Genomic DNA, 19,727 nt, shown 5'->3' with positions numbered 1-19,727 from the left:
TATAGTTCTTGCGATTATTTTAAATTCCACCCCTCCACCTTCAAGGTTGCTTCGGCCGTCCCTATAAAATTGGCACAAACCGTACGCTCTTCCCCTGGTAATAGGTTTATAAAATTATCTTCCCAGAAAATGGGCAGTATAAGTTCCCCACTCTTTTTATCCAATACTTTTAGATTGACCAAAAATGCAATATGATCACTGTTGTTCTTAAGTTCTACCTTAATATTTTGTTGATCTCCGTCCTGCTCAAAATAATGTAACTGCTCCAACTGTACTTCTGGCAGCCCATTCAAAGGTGTAAAGTCTGCATATACCTTACTGGGAGTATGAAACGCAAAGGGACCCAAATCGGCCTCATAGTCCAAGACCTCTTCTTTTTTGGAGAGCCAATAAAAATTATTTCCAATTTCTGAACCTTGTTCATCCAACAAACGAAGATCTACAAAATAAGTAGTTGTAAGCCCTTTCAGATCTCCTAATGCCAAAATGGATTTTGAGGAATCTGGATCCATTGTAAATTGGACCTTATTTTCAAACAAGATTTCCGACCCAATGGAATATACTCTAACATGGGCTGATAAATTTTCTACCGGCCTAAGGTGATCATTAACGGCATAAATTTGTTTATCCCCATAATTATATATAAGTCCTAAGGGCAAACATGCCTTTTGGGTTGCGTAAAACGCAGCTGTTGGGTTCAGGTAGTAGTCGTACAATTGCCAATACATCTTAGGCCAGGCCGCATTGAGCATCCATTGGATTATCCCTGTGGATTTCTTTTTATGTACCTGAAAGGCCTCGAACATAGGCCGCATAAGCTCATAATTCATGGCTTGGGCCTTTTTGTCGAACTCCTCCAAGGAGCTTGGAGCCCCATATTTTTCTTCAATAGCCTTTGTAAACCTACTGAGATCGGCAAACTCATAGCGTCCACAATGGAAATTCCAAGCCTCCCCTATGGGCCATAATTGCTCCGAGGGAATCATTTTTTTTAGACTTTCCAATTGGGGTATTTGGGCTCCTGGACCCGTTTCAGTATTAAATCCATAAGCGCCACCAAACTTGGTGTCCGTAAACCAGTATACCGGAGCTGTATAGGCATAGGGGCCCAACATTTTTACTCCAGACGAGCCACTGATCTCACTAATAACATCTTCACTACCAATAACATGTTGGTCGCTTCCCACTCCACCTGTAGAATTTAAATATGGCCTCGTGGGGTCATATTTGGCGAAAGTGTCTATATATCTTTGTTCCAATTCCGTAATCGGTACCTTGTCACTGGCAACAGTCCACACAAAGATACTGGGATGGTTTCTCAGCCATATCACCTGATCCTCCCAGGCCTGGGCAACATGGGATATATGCTCTGGCTTATAAACGCCTCCAAAACGCTCATTGACGGGCACCCCCATATGGATCTCATGCTCCCAATGACAGCTCCAACCTACCATTAACAATAAACCATGTTCATCGCAGAGGTCGTATAATTTGTGGTCCTTGCCCCAGAATCCTTCCAAACGAATGCAGTTTAGATTCATTTGTTTTACGTACTTCACTTGTGCCTCGATGCTTTCATCCGTATCCATCAAAAGCATATCATCTGTCCATCCACCGCCTTTGATCAAGACCTTTTGTCCATTAACCTTATAACCGCGGTGTATATCATTTAACCAGTAGTCCTGTATATCGCGAATACCAAACCTCAGATTGGTTTCATCCAAAACCTCCTCCTTGGCAACAAATTTTAAATCCAAATCGTAGAGATCAGGATTCCCCAAATTAATAGGCCACCAAAGTTTTGGTTCCTTAAGATTAAGTCCTACAAACTCCTCACTGTCAAAAATGATCAGCTCTTTATTCTTTGGAGCCAAGCTTATATTTTTCTGGAATACCAAAGCGCCAATGGTCCCTACCAATTTCCCGGAAATTTCAGTATTGGAATGGTTCATCAGTTCTGCCGAAACGGTAATATCGGCCTCTTTCAAGGTTTCCAAGTCAACCTTGGTCTGCACAAAGGGTTTTTCAATTTGTACCCCGCCATGTAGATGCAGGGTCACAGGCCTAAAAACTCCCATATCGCCATCCGGCGGGGCAGGATTCCAATCCACAAAGCCTATGCTAAAATCGCCGGGTTGGGGTGGAATTACCTCAATGGCCAAAATATTGGACCCACCTTTGATATGTGTACTTACATCAAAAGAGGTAATGCGGAATGCCCCATCTATAGCAGTGGCATCGGCAATGAGTTGTCCGTTTAGCCAAACATTGGCCTTATAGTTTATCCCATCAAATTTTAAGCTGGCAAACCCATCGGATTGCTCCTTTGTAAGTTCAAAACTGGTAGTGTACCACCAGGATACTTTAAACAAGTCTGTTGGGATGGTCTTTAAATTCTCCCCAAAATAGGGGTTCTCGTAAACCTTATTGGCCACCAAAGTGCTCAAAACCGTTGAAGGAACTACGGCCGGAAACCATTTTTCAGAAATTATGGCTTTGGTCGAGATTTCACTCCCCTTTTCCGAAACTTTTTTTGAACTTTGGATTCTCCAATTGTCCGATAACTTTATCTGGAAGGACTTTTGCATTATCTATATTTTATTGTTCCTTCTTGGATTTTAATTTTTTTATGGTACTTTTTGCCTTCCACATCATTCCTCCGCCAATAGATATTAGTATTAAACCAGCAACCATATCGGTCATATGTTCTATAAAGGTTTCCGTATAGATCATTGCAAAAAGCACAATAACCCCAAAAGCCATAATGAAAAATCCAAGAGCATTGTTAATTTGAGCGGCCTTTAATCCCGCATTGATTTCATTTGTCTCCATATTTTTATTATTAAGGGGTTAAAAATGATTATAGATCGATGCCAAAATACAAAGTACGGCAATAGACCATAGTTTTAAATTGTTCCACCAGTGACGATCTTCCTTGGCAACGCCCTGGTAAACATACTCTGTAGGCAATAACAACACCAATAGACCTATTAGCGCATACAAAGAAAGAAATATCATTTTTGCAGTTTCTTGCGAAACACCGGAAAGCCAGTCAAAATTGAACATATTACAGTTTTTTATTTTCCACTAAAATTTTAGAACTAAACACCAAGCCTTTAAGTCGTTCCTCGGAATGCTTCTTGGTAAGCAAACTAACTACTACATTAATTATAAACCCTAACAGAAAGGACCACCAGGAAATATATAGAAAAGGATCTTCAATGGTGAAGAATTGCTCCTTAAATACATTTAGGTAAATGGCAAATCCAATACCTATGACCAATGCCGAAAGTCCTCCCCATTCTGTTGTTCGTTTCCAGAATATACCCAATAGGAGAATAGCGAATATTGGTCCTTGGAAATAAGACATAAAGGTTTGAATGGCCACGTAAATTCCAGGGAAATCACTGCTAATTGGTGAGGTTGCCACTCCAATAAGTAACAGCACCAAGGTCGTGATCTGCCCTACCTTTAAATAATGTTTGTCATCCGCCCCTTTTTTGATAAACGGCTCGTATATATCTTTTGTAAACAAAGTGGCCGTTGAATTCAGCAACGAATCCACGCTGGACATAAGCCCCGCAAAAAATGCGGCGAACATTAGTCCTACCAAACCAGGTGGCAGAATGGATTTGATCATCATTGGAAGTGCTTGGTCCCCATCGGCCAATCCGGGATGGACTACGACTGCCATAAGCCCTGGAAACAAAACCAAAATGGGGATGAACATTTTAAGGGCAGATCCAAAGATCATACTGGCCTTTGCGTGCCATTCATTCTTGGCAGTAAGACATCGCTGTACAATAGACTGGTTTCCAATCATGTATGCATTGGCCATTACAAAGGTTAGGCCGAACAATATACCCGTCCAGGGAAAGGGCGATTTTGTATCCTGCGGTTGAATAATATCGAAGTGATTGCGATACTCTGGTCCCATTGTTGCGATTTTATCTACCATATTATCCCAACCACCAACTTCGTAAAGACTAAGAAAAACTAGGGCAAAACCTCCTATGAACATTATAACGAACTGTACTACATCGGTCATAATTACAGCGGTAATCCCTCCAAAATAAGTATATAGACCAACCACCCCCGCGGTAGCCACGATTGAAATCCAAATGGGCCACCCCATAAGAACATTTAATAGCACCGCACTAGCCCAAAAAAGAACTCCCAAATCCAAGGCAAAAAACAGGATCCAGGTTACCGAGGCTATGGTCCTTACCTTTTGGTTATACCTTCTTCCCAGGTATTCCGGTATAGTGTACATGCCCCCCCGCCAGAAATAAGGAATAAAAATAAATGCCGCCAATAACATGGCCGGAACAGAACCTACCCAATCGAAGTTGCCAACGGAAATACCATATCTATATGCCTGACCGGACACCCCAACAAAATCCAATGCCCCTATATCCGATACAACGATAGACATACCAATAGCCCAAAAAGGCAAGCTTTTACCTCCAAGAAAATAGTCTTCGGAACTATTGACAAATTTCTTGAAATATAGCCCTAACAATAACATTCCTATTATATAAGCTATTACTATAAAATAATCTATCCCTGCTAACATTGTTTGGCATTTTGGTTAATTACCTACAAATTAAATTCAAATAGAGATGATTGAATAAGTAAATCTTATTGCATTTGCATGGTATATTGACATAAGACCTAGTTTTTTGACTTATTTATTGATAATTAAGTTAAAATTATAGCAGTTTCTGCAAGTAATGATGTATCCCTCCATCAATATTGATATAACTTGTCCCTATCTTATATGTAATAATACTGCTATAGAATATTGCTACCAATTATACCTATAAAACGGTCTGCCATATCAACTCTCCAAAATGGTACCGTTTACGTTAAAGAAATATTCTTGCTCAAAATCAAACATATCTTAACCTAAAATTTTCAATATCATAATATTGACACTAATAGAGTTAAAATTCCATAGGTATCTAATAATATACTATGCTTTTTGTCGATTATTTTACAATAGTTTTGTTAACGAAATGCTAATTACTCAACCAATTAATACAAATGAATATGAAAAAAAGCAGCTTGAAATTTTTGACTTTCCTTTTGTTCAGCATGATTTCTGGAATCATGTTGGCACAACAAGGTGTAACCGGAGTCGTCAGCAGTGATGATGGCGAATTGCTCCCAGGGGTATCCGTGGTGGTTAAGGGAACTACCAATGGTGTTACCTCTGATTTTGATGGTATTTACAATATTACAGTACCTAACAGTAGCGCTGTTTTGGTATTCTCCTATTTGGGAATGGAAACAAAGGAAGTAATAGTAGGTAACCAAACGACCCTCAATGTTACTTTGGCAACTTCATCAGAACAATTGGATGAAGTAGTCGTAACGGCACTTGGTATTACCAGGGAAAAGAAATCACTGGGGTATTCCGTTAGCGAAGTAGGTGGTGATGCTTTGGACAATGTGCCACAAGAGAATGTTTTAAACGCTCTTTCGGGCAAAGTGTCCGGGGTGAATATCAACTCTACCGGTGGTGCAGGTTCTACTGTAAACATAAATGTTAGGGGTGCTGCTTCATTATCCAGTGACAACCAACCATTATTTGTTATTGATGGTTCTCCTGTAATTAATACAGCTAACAACATTACTGAGATAGGTAATGATAACAAAGTGGATTACGGTAATGCTATTTCTGATATCAATGCAGACGATATTGCCAGTGTTACTGTTCTAAAAGGTGCCAGTGCAGCGGCACTTTATGGTTCTAGGGCAGGAAACGGGGTTATATTAATTACAACCAAGTCTGGGAAATCAAAAAAAGGATTGGGAGTAACTATTAATTCCAGTACTGTTTTTGATATTCCTAGTCGTTTCTTAGATACCCATACTAGGTTTGCGACAGGTTCCAGACCTTATACCGAAGATAATTTCCCGGCAAATTCCTATGGTGCAATTGTCATTGGCGAAACTTCTTCAGCCTGGGCCGGTCCTGAACTGGACAAAGGCATCATGGCAATTCAATGGCCTTACAGTGCTTCTGAAATTGCTAGTGGGGTTCCTATTCCAAGGGAATTGAAGTCGTACAACAATCCAAAGAATTTCTTTCAAACGGCCATTACAACAACCAATAACATATCTATCCAGGACAATACGGAAAGAATTAGTTATAGGTTGTCCTATTCGGATTTAAAGAACAAGGGAAATATCCCTAATACCGATTTAAGCAAACATAGCATCAGTTTAAATTCATCATTAAAATTAAACGATAAATTTACGGTTAGTACTAGTCTTAACTATACAAAATCCGGTGCAGACAACAGACCTGTTGGTAACCGTGGTGCCAACGCAATGCAGGCAGTTTACGAATTGAACCCACATATTGATGTGCGCCAAATGAAGGACTATTGGTTGCCAGGATACGAAGGCATCTACCAAAATTCACCTTATAATTTTGGGGACGATCCAACAGAAACTGAATGGAACAATCCTTATTTCTTAGCCTATGAGAATAACAACGGTTTTGAAAGAAACAGGTTTTATGGCAATGTAAAGGGAGATTGGAAAATCACCGATGATCTAACGGGGATGGTTCGTTACAACATGGATGAGATTAACGAAGTACGAGAAACCAAATTGTCTAAAGGATATACTGGAGACATGAATGGGGCCTACGGTATCAACAAAATTTTCACTAATGAAACCAATATCGATTTCTTATTAACTTATGCCAAAAGACTGGAAGGATGGGATTTCTCAATATCCGGAGGTGGTAACAAAAGGGTAGTAAAAGGAAACGATTTGCTAAATTCCACAATAGAAGAAGGATCTGGACTTTTAACACCAGGTTTGTTCACCTTATCCAATATTGCCAACGACAATTTAGTATACTCTTATAGGAGTTACGAAAAACAAGTGAACAGTGTCTATGGATTGGCCAGTATTGGTATTAAAGATATGTTCTACATAGACGTTACCGCAAGAAATGATTGGTCCAGTACCTTGCCAGATAATAACAACTCCTATTTTTACCCTTCCGTATCTACTAGTTTATTGGTAAATAGGCTTCTTGGTTTTGGCAATGGGGTATCCTTATTTAAGCTTCGTGCAGGTTATGCTGAAGTAGGTAACGACACTGATCCATACAGACTACAACCTACCTTAAGTGGTGGTACCTCATGGGGATCAGGATCTCTGTTATCCGTAGGTTCTACGCTACTTAACCCAGATTTAAAACCAGAAAGTATTAAATCGTGGGAAGCAGGGGCTGATTTGGCCTTCTTTAACAATAGGCTAAGTATGGATTTTACCTATTACACTGCCGATAACGAAAATCAAATTTTTGGAATTGCTCTTCCTATCTCCTCAGGATATAGCTCCAAAAACACCAATGCCGGTCTATTGAGAAGTACTGGTGTAGAGGCTGGTTTAAATGCCAACATTATAAACTCTAATGATTGGCGTTGGGATATGGGCTTCGTATTTAACAGGAACCGAACCAAAGTAATTGAATTGGCTGAAGGTATGAATTCCATTACGTTTTGGACCGATGCCCGTGGTGGTGCCATAACCTGGGTTGGTGAAGAAATAGGAAATATTTTTGACGCTGCCCTAGTGCGTGTTGATGATCCTAACTCTCCCTACCATGGTTGGCCTATTATTGACGATTCCGGTTTTGAAAACAGTGACCGTACAAGGGAGGATGCAGAAGGAAACAGGGTTGCTCCAATTATTGGAAACTTTAACCCAGATTTCACCTTAGGGATGACCACATCGGCCTCCTACAAGAACTGGAGCATCTCCATGAATTTTGACTGGAGAAAGGGCGGACAGTTTGTATCGCAAACTCACAGGTACGGTGAATCTGATTTACATACCCAACGATGGATTGATAAACTTCACAATTTTAATGACATTACCGATGTACCTGCCTATTTAAGAGACAATGCAGACCAATTCTTATCAGAAGATGGTGAATTCTATGTATTGGTAGGTGGCCCTACAGCAAGTGATGGTGGATATCCATTAACTGAAGGTGGCATTACATTGAACGATGGTGTATTTATGCCGGGTGTTCAGGGGGATTACGATTCAAATGGAAATTTTGTGGCAACAGCGGAAAACCTAGGTGGCCCTGGAACTGTAATTACAAGATACCAAGATCACTACGGATGGGATTTTACTAGAAATGCAACTTTTGATTCTGATTTCCTAAAATTGAGAGAAATTTCACTTACTTATTCCGTGCCCAATAAACTTATTAAGCAAGTTGGACTTCAAAATCTAAATGTATCTTTATTTAGCCGAAATATTATCCTTTGGACCAAGGCCGATATAGGAATCGACCCCGAGATGGCTTTCCAGCACGAATCAAGCACACAAGGAAGTAGTGGTATTCAATTTAAGCAAGGTATTGAGCGCTTTAACGTAAGTCCATTTACCATTCCAATAGGTTTCAAACTTAACGTAAGTTTCTAAATAGGCACTTTAAACAAAAAACAAAAAATCATGAGTATAATAAATAAGATATTTAAACTATTTCTCGTAGTTAGTCTACTGTCCGTTACTTCATGTGACAATGACCTTACAGAAATTAACCAAAACCCTAACGGGGTAGATCCCAGCCAAGGCAATCCAAGTTTTCTTTTAACGCAAGTGATGGTGAATACTGCTCTGGACGTTGGTAATAAAGGTTATAGTGGAGAACTATCTGCCTTTGTGCAATACACTCAAAAAGATTCTTGGGGCAACAACAATTACGATTGGGATGGTAGTGGATGGAACACCTACTATGATAACTTGCGTAGTGCCAAATTAGCGCTTCAGCGGTCTCAAGAATTAGGTTATACCTTACATACGGCCATTGCCCAAATTTTAATGGCGCAGAACTTTGTTACTTTGGCAGATTACTACGGAGACGTACCTTATTCTGATGCGGTACAAGCTGACGAGGATGTTATTTTACCAACTTACGATTCCCAAGAAGCAGTTTATAAAGGAGCTATTGCTGATTTTGTGGCTGCTGCAGCTTCAATATCCAGCAATATGGGTAACCTGGAGGCCTTTGGTGCCAGCCAAGATATTTTCTTTGGAGGCGATGCCGAAAAATGGATGAAATATGCCAACTCTTTGGCCCTACGATATTACATGCGATTATCAGAGAAAGACCCATCTTATGCGCAAGCAGGCGTAACGGCCACATTGGCGAAACCCTTGATCAGCAGTGTGGATGAAGAGTGTGCATTGGCCTATACCGGTACATCTGGTTCAACTGCTCAGCCAAGTAACAGCTCAACAGGAGGTGCATCGAGCTTCAATCGTGTTAAGCCTTGTACTACTTTTACCGATAGATTACAGGAACTTAATGACCCAAGGGCCAGCATTTGGTTTGCACCTGTTGCAATTCCAATTAAAGTTGTACCTGCCGCAGAAGTACCTGGTGGAGAAGATGATGTAGTTGTAGATGGAGTACGTTATATCAATGAAGAAACCCTTGCAGAAAATGGTTTAAAAATATATGATAAAACTACCTGGAAAGCCGATCGTTTGGCCGGATTAAGTTTGGTAGATACCAGTAGTACCTATGTGGGTATCCCGGTATCATATCAAGGATCAGAGCCATATACTTATAACTTGAACCCCAACCCGGTACAAGGTGGAGGCAACGTACATGTTTCCTTAATGAACGATCAGTTTAGAGAAGCTAGTGGTGAATTCTTAAAAGCTAGGGTTTTGTCCTATGCAGAAGTTTGTTTCTTAAAAGCTGAAGCTGCTCTAAAAGGTTGGGGCTCGGATGCGGAAGGAAATTACAACAAAGGAGTACAAGCATCTTTGGAGACATGGGGAATTGGTGGAGAATATGATACTTATATAACCAATCCCGATGTAGCCTTTAATGGTACTTTGGAGCAAATCATGGAACAAAAATGGATTGCCAACTTTGCTACCGCTTCTGAATCCTATTTGGATTGGAGACGTACTGGCCTTCCCAATCTTCAGACAGGACCTTTTGCCCTGTCGTCCGTAATCCCGGTTCGTTTTCAGTATCCTGATGAAGAAAGAAATATTAATGAAGCTAATTACAAGGCAGCACTATCTTCATTGGAAACAACCAGCCACACAAACGATGTGCCCGGAAAATTCGAAAATGATACACCTTGGTCCAAACCATGGATTCTACAGGGAGTTACAAAACCTTGGTAATCCCAGGCCTCAACAAAGGCAATTGCCTTTGTTGAGGGAATTACAAATAGAATTGAGTTTTTTTATTGAGTTTAGAGTTAGTTTAAAATGCCCTGGGAAAACCGGGGCATTTTTTGTTATATCCCTTGCCTATCAAAAATTTTACAAGAAACGATACTTGATACCAAGGTCATCCATCAATTACAATTCCAAAAACATACAACAACACTCCCCTCCTGGACACCAACCAAATGCCTGGAATTTGGGCCATTAAACGGTACAGCTATCCCCTTCTTTTTTTACCCCCAATTTGAACAAAATCTTTTCCATAAGGCACCATTGGGTAAATGCGGATTGAAAAAGGTTTACCCCAACAAAGACGGTAAACCACAACCAGTTGATGTTTACGTAAACGGCCAATACAACACTAATAACTATAAAAGCCCCGGCAATTGCCCTAATATATCTGTTGATCATAATACTATTTTTAAAGGTTATTAAATATACTTTTCTATGGGAACCACTGCAGCCCTTATGGGGTTGTTGGTTTCCAAACCATTGTTGAATTCAGAGATAAGTTGAAAAAGCGTTTCAATATTTTCTTCTGTAGTAAAGGAGAAAAACATGGTTGACCCCACGCCTCCTTTTTCGCTTGGGAACCAATTTGACGCCATTAACATCGAAGCAGGGTTTTTATACCCATCAATATCAGAACCACTGAAGCTTTCAATATTGGCTTTTTTAAAGAGTTGTAGAATTTCCTTATCGTACTCCTCCACAACAGTTACTATGAGTAATTTCATAACTCTATATTTTTAGTTTCAATTGTAATTTTCCCTTTATACCCCGTTGAGCCATAGCTTCCCTTATTCCTTAACAGGAACCTCTTCGGCTACATTCTAAGAACCCTCCTTATTTATAGTTCTTCCTTTCTATCATATAATACACCAAAGGCACTACCAACAATGTGAGTACCGTGGAGACAATGGTACCTCCCATCAAAGAAATGGCCAAGCCTTGGAAAATAGGGTCGAATAAAATTACGAACGCCCCGATTACCACGGTTCCTGCTGTTAACAAAATAGGAGTGGTCCTCACGGCACCAGCTTCTATTACCGCCAACTTTAAGGGAATACCCTCCGCCAATCTCAGATTGATAAAGTCGATCAACAACACCGAATTCCGGACCATAATTCCCGCCAAGGCAATCATTCCTATAAAGGAAGTTGCTGTAAAAAATGCATCCAACAACCAATGCCCCAATACAATCCCGATCAAGGAAAGCGGAATGGCCACCATCATGACTACCGGGGCCTTAAAATTCTGGAACCACCCCACAATCAATATATAAATGATGAAAATTACTCCTAGAAAGGCCAATCCAAGATCCCGGAATACCTCCAGGGTAATCTGCCATTCCCCATCCCATTTTACGGTGTAATTATCCTCAAAATCGGGTTGCTTTATGTAGAGTTCATCAACGGAGTATCCCTTTGGCAAATTCATGGCCTTTAATTTATCGGTCATCCCTAAAATAGCATACACCGGACTTTCCAGTTCCCCGGCCATATCGGCAAGGACATAGACCACCCTCTTTTGGTTTTTTCTATAAATGCTCTTGGCCCTGGTAGTTTGCTCTATAGTTACCAAATCTGCAATTGGCACCATATTGCCATTTCCTTGTTGGGATTTCACCTTCAGTTGGGCAATATCCTGGATAGTGGATTTTTCCTTTTCCTCCAAGGCCAATATCAGGCCTATTTGGTTGGAAGCATTTTCATCATATAGATTGGTCACCGCCCTCTCTGATAGGGCCATATTCATAGTTTGGGCAATTTGCGCGGGTGCCACCCCATATAACATTGCCTTTTCCTTGTCTATGATAAGCTCATATTCCACCTGGTCGGCTTCTACCATCCAATCTACATCCACTACATCCGGGGTATTTTTCAAAATTTGCTGAACTTGATCCGCAATATCGATCTGTGTATCGTAATCAGGGCCATATATTTCCCCAACAATGGTAGATAAAACCGGAGGTCCAGGCGGTACCTCAACAATCTTGACATTGGCATTGAACTTCTCCCCAATACGTTGAATCTCTGGACGTAATAAACTGGCTATCTCATGACTTTGGGCAGTTCGGTCTCCCTTATCCAATAAATTCACCTGAATATCGGCCATATTACTTCCTCCCCGCATATCGTAATGACGTACAAGACCGTTGAAGGTTATTGGTGCGGAAGTACCAACATAACTTTGGTAATTTACCACTTCCGGACGGGTGTTCAAATATTGGGCAATCTCCCTGGCCACCACTCCGGTACGTTCCAAAGTAGTACCTTCGGGCATGTCTATGACCACCTGAAATTCGTTCTTATTGTCGAACGGCAACATTTTTACTGCCACCGATTTGGTAAAGAACATGCCTATGGAACCCAATAGCAACAAGAAGGTAATTCCCAAAAACAACCAGCGTTTCTTTTTGTTTTCTATCAAAGGATTTTCAAATTTATGGTACATCCTATAGATAAAAGTTTCCTCCAAAGGTTTCTCTACCTTTTCCTCACCTTTTTTATCCTTCTCCCTAAGAAATATATACCCTAGGTATGGCGTAATCGTCAAGGCCACAAAAAGAGACAACAACATGGCAATGGAAGCGCCAATGGGCATCGGCGACATATAGGGCCCCATGAGGCCGGAGACAAAAGCCATGGGCAATACGGAAGCAATAACTGTAAAAGTGGCCAATATAGTTGGGTTGCCCACTTCATTAATGGCATACAACGCAGCCTGTTTAAACGGCAAGCGTTTCATTTTAAAATGCCGGTGCATGTTTTCCGCAATAATAATGGAGTCGTCCACCACAATACCCGTTACAAAAACCAATGCGAACAAGGTGATACGGTTCAGGGTATAGTCCAACAAATAATAGCTCAACAAGGTCAAGGCAAAGGTGATGGGTACCGAAAGAAAAACCACCAATCCACCACGCCACCCCATGGCCAACATTACTACAAAAGTTACCGCTATTATGGCACCAATAAGGTGCATCAACAATTCAGATACCTTATGGGAAGCCGTTTCCCCATAGTTTCGGGTCACCTCCACATGCACATCATCTGGAATTAGATTCTTTTTTAAATGATCTACTTTCTCCAAAATAATATCCGAAATATTCATTGCGTCAGCACCTTTGCGCTTCGCTATGGAAATGGTAACGGCAGGATATTCGGACTTATAGGTTTCCCCTTTTTCACTTCCCTTGCCAAAACCTAATGAAACGTATTCCTTGGGAATTTCGGGGCCATCCTGTATACTGGCAATTTGCTTCAAATAAATGGGACGGTTTTGTTGTACGCCTACCACCAAATTTTCCACATCGGTAGCAGTTTCAAGGAATTTACCAGTGGTTACCATAAATTCGGTATCATTCTTATCAAAAGTACCTCCGCTAATTTGTTGGTTATTGGCTTTGATCATTTGGGCTACGGACAAAAAATCCAATCCGCTCTGCGCCAATTTATCCTTGTCCAGTACCACCCTTAATTGACGGTTTCGCCCACCAATTCTCTGGGTGGCGGACACATCGTTTACTTTTTCAATTTCATCCGTAAGCTCCTGGGCAATTTGCTTAAGTTGATAATCGTCGTAATTTTCACTCCATAAGGTAAGTCCCAACATGGGAACATCATCAATAGCCCTGGTTTTAATTAAAGGGAAGGTAACGCCTTGCGGCATTTCATCCATATGTTTGTTGATCTCGTTCTGGAGTTTAACAAACGAACGCTCAATATCCTCTCCTACATAAAACTGTACTATGACCATCCCCTGCTCTTCCATGGAAGTGGAATACACGTATTCTACCCCCTTAATATTGGAAATTAACTTTTCAAGGGGTTTTGTTACCCTGCTCTCCACTTCGGTGGGACTCGCACCTGGGTAGCCCACAAAAATATCGGCCATGGGCACATCTATCTGTGGCTCCTCCTCCCTTGGTATCAAGAACGAACTGTATACCCCAATGACCATGAACACGATCATTAGAAGGACCGTTAACTTGGATCCTATAAATGCTTTGGCAATTTTGCCTGCTAATCCTTCTTTCATCTTTATCTTTTGTTTTTTATTTGGGCGTTACCTTCGCATGAAGTTCATGCCAGCATGGTCCTGTCATATGCCTACAAGGCCCTGGAGACCTCGCAGGAATGCTCAGGCCGGGCTTTTCGCTTTTACTCCAGTCCTTGATTGCGCAAATCCACAAAAGGCCTGGGGTAAACGCTGCAATCCCTAACGCATACCTATTTTTATCAATCTTCAGTTATTGGATACTTATTTTGGCTCCATTGTACAACTTCCCCTCTGCCGATATTATGTAATCTTCCTCGGCAGAAAGTCCCGACAAAACCTCTACGTTATCGCCATAAGTCCTCCCCAACCGCAACCAGCGTAAAAGCGCCGTTTTGCTTTCACTTACCGTATACACCCCGTATAATTGTCCGTTTTGCACTACTGCCTCTAAAGGAATAAGCACTCTATTGGTGTTCGCTTTTTTAGCTGTTGGAAATTGTACAGTGGCGTACATTCCAGAAAGTAAATTGGAGGTGGACTCTTTCAACATTACCTTGACCATATATTGACCACCGGTGTTTTTGGCTGATGTACTCACTTCCGCTACTGTTCCCTTAATGGATTCGTTCAGGGTCTTTATCAATACGTCCACTTCCGAACCCGATTTGATCTGTAGGATTTCCGATTCCGGTACCATTGCCAATACCTGAAAATTGCCCGGGCTTTCTACTTCTACCAAAGGCATCCCTGGATTTGCCATATCCCCAACCTTTATAAATTTGTTGGTGACCACTCCGTTAAAGGGGGCACGTATATTGCTATAGGAAAATTGGGCGTTCACCTCATTTTTCATTTGTTTGGCCCCTTCCAATCTGGCCTTGGCCATGTTATAGTTGGCCGTAATATCGTCCAGTTCCTTTTGGGAAGCACTGTTTTCGCTAAACAAGGCTGTATACCTTTTATAATCCTTTTCAGCATTGTTAAAAGCAGCGGTCGCTTCAGTAATACCGGCATTTACCTGGGCCAATTTGGCGGATATATCTGCATTGTTAATACTTATCAATTGCTGCCCCTTCTTAACTTTATCCCCAACCTGCACGTAAATTTTATCTACATACCCCATCATTCGGGTACTGATATTGGCACTGTTCACCGCCTCTATCTTTCCGCTAACAGATAGGAACGGACTGCCATTCCCTTCGGAAACTGTGCTCACTTTAACGGCCACGGCAGGAGAATTGTCTACCTCATTTTTTTTATCATCGCTCCCACAACTACCAATCGTTATGGAGAGGATGAAGAGTGCTACTATGTATAATTTTGTTTTCATATGTAGTTATTTATTGTTTTTGAACGGTCATATGTAATTCGCATACCTTCAATCGTCTTTGCGACCAGTTTTTGGTTATGCCCATTTCATGATTTTCCTTTAATTATTTAATGTTGAATGCAAGTATTCCTATTTATGGTTTCTTCTATTGATGAACTGTAGGCTATTATTCCTTGGTTAAAAACTTTACATAGGCCAAGGCGTAATTATAATTGAAAATAGTGGTGTAATATTCCAATTTCTTCTGGGAAAATTGGGTTTCGGTATTTAATAGGTCGGTCGTTTTCTCCAAGCCTTGCTTAAACCTATTGGTACGTATACGGAGGGATTCTTCCGACTGTTGCAATGCCAAGGATGTAAGCTCCAAATTGTTTTTGGCATCTTGAAGCATTCGCATGGCTTTATTCAACTCTACCTGACTCTCTGCCTTATATTGATGTAGTTCCAATTTGGATTTTTCAAATTGGGCCCTACTTTTTTGAACCTTTCCAAAACGTTTGCTCCCTTCAAAAAGATTCCATTTTAATTCTGCCCCGATAAGATAGCCGTTCGCATCGCCCTGAAAGACTTGATCATCGTGCAATTCATAGGTTCCAAAGGCATTTAAGCTAGGAAGGAAACTCATTTTATCTGCCCTGTACATTTGTTGGTATGCCTCACTGGATAAGGACATGGCTTGTAGGTCTTTTCTATTCTCGGGCAATCCTTCCGTGTAAATATCACTGACCATTAGGGTCAAGGAATCCGTTGGTTGCAAAACAGCATAACTGTCATCGTTCATCAAGACGGATAGGTAATTGGAGACATTATGGACATTGCTCTTGGCATACTGCAACTGATTTTCTATTTCGGTAACCCTAACCTCAACTGCCAAAACATCGGATTTTTGAAGGTATCCCTGCTTAAAACTATTATCGGCCAAACGTTTATTTTCCAAAGCTGCTTTTTTCGCCTCTTCCAAAACCTTTACGGACTTGTAGGCCAATTGTAACTGCATATACGCCTTTTCAACCTCCAAGTCTATATAATCATTGGTCCTATCGGCTTTTAGCTCAACAGCATTCAATTTGGCCTTGGCGGCCTTCCGCTGAAAAATGCCATCTAGGTTTATCAAAGGCTGCTGTACTTGGATACGGGTTGCATAATCCTCGATCTGATTCGGATTATTCAATAAAAGTGGGTTAAAATCGGCCTGGGTCAAAATTTCCTGGTTCAATTTGGAACCAAATGCCATCAAAGGATTAGTGGTGGCAATAGCCGTATGGGAAACACTTATATTGGGCAAAATCACCGCATTGGACTGATTAAAATCTCCTTTGGCGGCCAACACATCCTGTTGGGATATTCTTAGGGTATTGTTGTTTTCCCTCACTCTGGTCAACACTTCCTCCTTGCTGATCAACACACTTTCCTGAGCGTGCATAAAGGACAAGGTTCCCAAAAATGATAGTATGTATATGATATTCTTCATGTTTCAATTTATTTAGGACAAAATTAGGCGGAGTAAAAGGATTGCACAGTAACTAATGTTACCGAGAAAAAAGGCTACTATAATTCAAAACACGAGGTTTATCTACCACACTGTTCCAGACTATCATTGATTATTAGAGTATAGTCTGCCTGGGTTAAATACTTGGGCTCATAAGTATTCCCCGAAAGTTCAATGGCGTTGACAAAACTCCTGAGATGGTTACGGGAACCGCATTGTAGGCTTTCAAATACTTTTATCATGGCACTGTTGGTTGTGGCATCGATAAAGTTGGCCAAATCCACAATGTCCAAATCTTCGATGTTGGCACCCACCTCCAAGGCATTTTCCCTATTTTCACTGCCGTAATCAACAAACTGATCATAAAGTTCTTGAATGTCCGGGTTATTAAATTCCCCATATGCCAAAAGGGTATAGGAAATATTGTTTTGGTCCAAAAGGCCTCTAACGGCATTCATATGGCTTTGTTCACTTTTCTTGATATTCGAGAATTGATTTATTTCCCATAAATTCTCCAAATAGGTGTAGGTATCCCTTGCCAACTTTTCCTCTTCCAACATAAACAGTAATGCAGCGCTATCTGCATTAGTGAATTCTGTATTTTCCAGATCTCCTGCCAAGGTATCATCATTGTTACAAGAGAACAGCACCAAAAGGAACGGCAATCCAAAAATGGATAGATAGGTTCCTATTTGTTTAAAAAGTTTCATTGCCCCAGTTTTACGTTCATAGCAATATCCAACATATTAAACAGATACACAGCTACTTAAGTTACACAGGCCATGTATTATAAAACTTATAGAAAGTCCAAATTTATTTGGAGAAGGTTCTAAATTTCAACAGGGGAAAAGATAAATTACAAGGTGACAATTTTCCTTTGCCCAGGTTAGATTGCTTTTTACTGTTCTGTGAAAAATTTTTATGGTCCGGGATAATTCAATTCACCTTTCTGGTGCCTCCATGCCCCCCTGCTACGATCAACATTATTTTTATGCCCAACCAAATGAATTTAAAGAATTGGATTATTGGGTTCATCATATAAAAGCGCTTGGATTTTGATATTCTACGTGTCATCTTTAAAATTTTTGGGTTAATGGGTATTTGTAATTGCCCTAAGGCGTCCCTATCGTTGATTGGCAATAACCTTTATTCCGGGATCAACCACCAGAAAGGTTTCATCTTGGCCTTGTACAAAAAGGCATAGTGCAAGGCCAATTTAAGCCAATGGCCGGCCAAACCAATTTCTCCAAATGTTTTCCCCAATTGCCGACCTTGGGTATCCGGATACTTATTATAATCGGGAACTATTGGGAAAGTAGTTATACTTATACCACTGCCCTTGGTCATTCCATAACCTGCAGAGGCTATACATGCGGCACCCATATTACCCATAGATCCCCGATGATGCAGGGAGGGCTTGCCATTCCTTATGGTATCTATAATATTATCGGCTACCAACTTTGCGGTTATGCCAGACGGCATCCCAGTCCGCGGAGGTGATGGGGAAATAGCCGTACCATTTTTACTTAGTCTGGGTTTTGATATAGCATGTGGAGGAGCAAAAGCGATGCCCGGGGCAAAAATATTGGGATAGGAAGGATTCTGATAGGTCTCGGGCCAATCCTGAACAGACCATTCCTCATAAGGTTTAGGGCTGTAATCGGCATCTACGATCATAAAACCTCTAAACAATTTTTCCGTAATATCTTGGTTGTCCTTATCATAGGCCTTAAAACCATGGCCCGCAAAAGCCGGGATGAGCATGGCAAAATCGTAAGTTTCCGTGTGATACTCACCATCCAAGGTTTCATAATGTGCCACCCCATCTTCAATTTTATTTACCCCGGCACCAATGATCCATTTTATGCCGCGATCTTCAAAAACCATTTCTACCATTTCGCTCGACTTCATAATATTGTTGCCATAGCTCAAAAGCATCCCATCCATTCCAAAGTCTCCCAGTTGTGGCTCGTTGGCAATCCAGATCAATTCTGCATTTTCCCGAACTTTATGTCGCCTTAATTCCTGCTCTACATTTAAAATATACTCAAAGGCAGCACCTTGGCAAGTAGACTTTGCATGGCCGGTTCCAATCAGTATTTTGGCCTTTTTACCCTGCTTCATCTGTTGTATTAAATCGTCAAGAGCCTTCCAAGCCTGGTTGGCGTGATGGTAGGTACAAACGGAATAGGCCTTGTTGGTGCCGGGCACTAGACCCTCCGTCATATCGAAGGCCAGTTTGGGTCCTGTTGCATTGATCAAATAATCATAGGTAACTTTTTCCTGTATCCCTTTTTGATCTTCCGTAACATATTCCACCATAACAAAAGGTTTTTCCACTTCGGTATCCCCTTCGGGATGAAAGGTGACCACCTTTGCCTGTTTAAAACCTATTTTTTTCTTTTTGTAAAGAGGGGCCAAGGGAAAGATAATATCCTTCGGTTCCATTCTTCCAATTCCTATCCAAATATTGGAAGGGATCCATTGGTAATTGCTATTGGGAGAGACCACTAAAACTTCGTGTTCTTTGGGGAGTTTTCTACGGAGGTGCGCTGCGGCCACATGGCCAGAGATTCCAGCACCCAAAATGACTATTTTTGACATTGCGATTGGATTTATTAAAGATAAATTTAATACTTCGCTCAAATACTTAACATGATTATTATC

General features: G+C 40.9%; 14 protein-coding genes. 2 read left to right on the top strand and 12 right to left on the bottom strand.

The annotated features are described in order from the left end of the window. Nucleotides 1-14: 14 nt before the first annotated feature. Genes QSE00_RS01235 through QSE00_RS01220 form a run of 4 tightly spaced genes read right to left on the bottom strand, consistent with a single transcriptional unit; the run spans nucleotide 15 to nucleotide 4,576 of the window. On the bottom strand, nucleotides 15-2,588 hold the full coding sequence (locus QSE00_RS01235) for a glycoside hydrolase family 2 protein (protein WP_110354276.1): 2,574 nt from the start codon (nucleotides 2,586-2,588) through the stop codon (nucleotides 15-17). A gap of 10 nt (nucleotides 2,589-2,598) precedes the next feature. Further along, the gene (locus QSE00_RS01230) at nucleotides 2,599-2,832 is read right to left on the bottom strand and encodes a hypothetical protein (protein ID WP_110354275.1); all 234 of its coding nucleotides are present in this window, start codon (nucleotides 2,830-2,832) and stop codon (nucleotides 2,599-2,601) included. An 18-nt stretch (nucleotides 2,833-2,850) separates the two neighbouring features. Continuing rightward, complete coding sequence (locus QSE00_RS01225; RefSeq protein ID WP_110354274.1) at nucleotides 2,851-3,066, bottom strand: hypothetical protein; 216 nt, start codon at nucleotides 3,064-3,066, stop codon at nucleotides 2,851-2,853. A gap of 1 nt (nucleotide 3,067) precedes the next feature. After that, a complete protein-coding gene (locus QSE00_RS01220; protein ID WP_110354273.1) occupies nucleotides 3,068-4,576 on the bottom strand; it encodes a sodium:solute symporter family protein in 1,509 nt (502 codons plus the stop codon). Nucleotides 4,577-5,052: 476 nt separating this feature from the next. Between QSE00_RS01220 and QSE00_RS01215 the strand changes: the two genes are divergently transcribed. Both QSE00_RS01215 and QSE00_RS01210 read left to right on the top strand, forming a co-directional pair. After that, the gene (locus QSE00_RS01215; protein WP_286104586.1) at nucleotides 5,053-8,466 is read left to right on the top strand and encodes a SusC/RagA family TonB-linked outer membrane protein; all 3,414 of its coding nucleotides are present in this window, start codon (nucleotides 5,053-5,055) and stop codon (nucleotides 8,464-8,466) included. A 30-nt stretch (nucleotides 8,467-8,496) separates the two neighbouring features. Continuing rightward, nucleotides 8,497-10,191 (top strand): SusD/RagB family nutrient-binding outer membrane lipoprotein, encoded by a 1,695-nt coding sequence (locus tag QSE00_RS01210; protein WP_286104585.1) that lies wholly within the window; start codon nucleotides 8,497-8,499, stop codon nucleotides 10,189-10,191. Nucleotides 10,192-10,440: 249 nt separating this feature from the next. Here the strand turns inward: QSE00_RS01210 and QSE00_RS01205 are convergent, their stop codons facing one another. The 8 genes from QSE00_RS01205 to QSE00_RS01170 form a co-directional block, all read right to left on the bottom strand. After that, on the bottom strand, nucleotides 10,441-10,647 hold the full coding sequence (locus tag QSE00_RS01205; RefSeq protein ID WP_110354270.1) for a YgaP family membrane protein: 207 nt from the start codon (nucleotides 10,645-10,647) through the stop codon (nucleotides 10,441-10,443). Nucleotides 10,648-10,667: 20 nt separating this feature from the next. Next, complete coding sequence (locus QSE00_RS01200; protein WP_110354269.1) at nucleotides 10,668-10,973, bottom strand: carbohydrate kinase family protein; 306 nt, start codon at nucleotides 10,971-10,973, stop codon at nucleotides 10,668-10,670. A gap of 109 nt (nucleotides 10,974-11,082) precedes the next feature. Beyond that, on the bottom strand, nucleotides 11,083-14,280 hold the full coding sequence (locus tag QSE00_RS01195) for an efflux RND transporter permease subunit (protein ID WP_286104584.1): 3,198 nt from the start codon (nucleotides 14,278-14,280) through the stop codon (nucleotides 11,083-11,085). Between the two features lie 211 nt (nucleotides 14,281-14,491). Continuing rightward, entirely contained in the window at nucleotides 14,492-15,571 is a 1,080-nt protein-coding gene (locus QSE00_RS01190; RefSeq protein ID WP_286104583.1) for an efflux RND transporter periplasmic adaptor subunit, read from the bottom strand. A 166-nt stretch (nucleotides 15,572-15,737) separates the two neighbouring features. Further along, nucleotides 15,738-17,042, bottom strand: coding sequence for a TolC family protein (locus QSE00_RS01185; protein WP_110354266.1), 1,305 nt, complete (start codon nucleotides 17,040-17,042; stop codon nucleotides 15,738-15,740). Nucleotides 17,043-17,140: 98 nt separating this feature from the next. Beyond that, complete coding sequence (locus QSE00_RS01180) at nucleotides 17,141-17,770, bottom strand: DUF2202 domain-containing protein (RefSeq protein WP_286104582.1); 630 nt, start codon at nucleotides 17,768-17,770, stop codon at nucleotides 17,141-17,143. A 226-nt stretch (nucleotides 17,771-17,996) separates the two neighbouring features. Then, nucleotides 17,997-18,134: a hypothetical protein gene (locus tag QSE00_RS01175; protein WP_181422789.1), complete on the bottom strand. Its 138-nt coding sequence runs from the start codon at nucleotides 18,132-18,134 to the stop codon at nucleotides 17,997-17,999. 72 nt (nucleotides 18,135-18,206) lie between these two features. Beyond that, nucleotides 18,207-19,664, bottom strand: coding sequence for an NAD(P)/FAD-dependent oxidoreductase (locus QSE00_RS01170; RefSeq protein WP_286104581.1), 1,458 nt, complete (start codon nucleotides 19,662-19,664; stop codon nucleotides 18,207-18,209). Nucleotides 19,665-19,727 lie beyond the last annotated feature (63 nt).

The organism is Arenibacter flavimaris, from assembly GCF_030291335.1.
In the GTDB taxonomy this organism is placed as follows: Bacteria; Bacteroidota; Bacteroidia; order Flavobacteriales; family Flavobacteriaceae; genus Arenibacter.
The sequence above is the reverse complement of the archived record's forward strand: the minus strand, read 5'-3'. Positions and strand labels throughout refer to the sequence as shown.

Bases quoted from the DNA above. Each gene is read 5' to 3' on its own strand.
- QSE00_RS01235 (WP_110354276.1), bottom strand. From the start codon at position 2,588: ATGCAAAAGTCCTTCCAGATAAAGTTATCGGACAATTGGAGAATCCAA.
- QSE00_RS01230 (WP_110354275.1), bottom strand. From the start codon at position 2,832: ATGGAGACAAATGAAATCAATGCGGGATTAAAGGCCGCTCAAATTAAC.
- QSE00_RS01225 (WP_110354274.1), bottom strand. From the start codon at position 3,066: ATGTTCAATTTTGACTGGCTTTCCGGTGTTTCGCAAGAAACTGCAAAA.
- QSE00_RS01220 (WP_110354273.1), bottom strand. From the start codon at position 4,576: ATGTTAGCAGGGATAGATTATTTTATAGTAATAGCTTATATAATAGGA.
- QSE00_RS01215 (WP_286104586.1), top strand. From the start codon at position 5,053: ATGAAAAAAAGCAGCTTGAAATTTTTGACTTTCCTTTTGTTCAGCATG.
- QSE00_RS01210 (WP_286104585.1), top strand. From the start codon at position 8,497: ATGAGTATAATAAATAAGATATTTAAACTATTTCTCGTAGTTAGTCTA.
- QSE00_RS01205 (WP_110354270.1), bottom strand. From the start codon at position 10,647: ATGATCAACAGATATATTAGGGCAATTGCCGGGGCTTTTATAGTTATT.
- QSE00_RS01200 (WP_110354269.1), bottom strand. From the start codon at position 10,973: ATGAAATTACTCATAGTAACTGTTGTGGAGGAGTACGATAAGGAAATT.
- QSE00_RS01195 (WP_286104584.1), bottom strand. From the start codon at position 14,280: ATGAAAGAAGGATTAGCAGGCAAAATTGCCAAAGCATTTATAGGATCC.
- QSE00_RS01190 (WP_286104583.1), bottom strand. From the start codon at position 15,571: ATGAAAACAAAATTATACATAGTAGCACTCTTCATCCTCTCCATAACG.
- QSE00_RS01185 (WP_110354266.1), bottom strand. From the start codon at position 17,042: ATGAAGAATATCATATACATACTATCATTTTTGGGAACCTTGTCCTTT.
- QSE00_RS01180 (WP_286104582.1), bottom strand. From the start codon at position 17,770: ATGAAACTTTTTAAACAAATAGGAACCTATCTATCCATTTTTGGATTG.
- QSE00_RS01175 (WP_181422789.1), bottom strand. From the start codon at position 18,134: ATGACACGTAGAATATCAAAATCCAAGCGCTTTTATATGATGAACCCA.
- QSE00_RS01170 (WP_286104581.1), bottom strand. From the start codon at position 19,664: ATGTCAAAAATAGTCATTTTGGGTGCTGGAATCTCTGGCCATGTGGCC.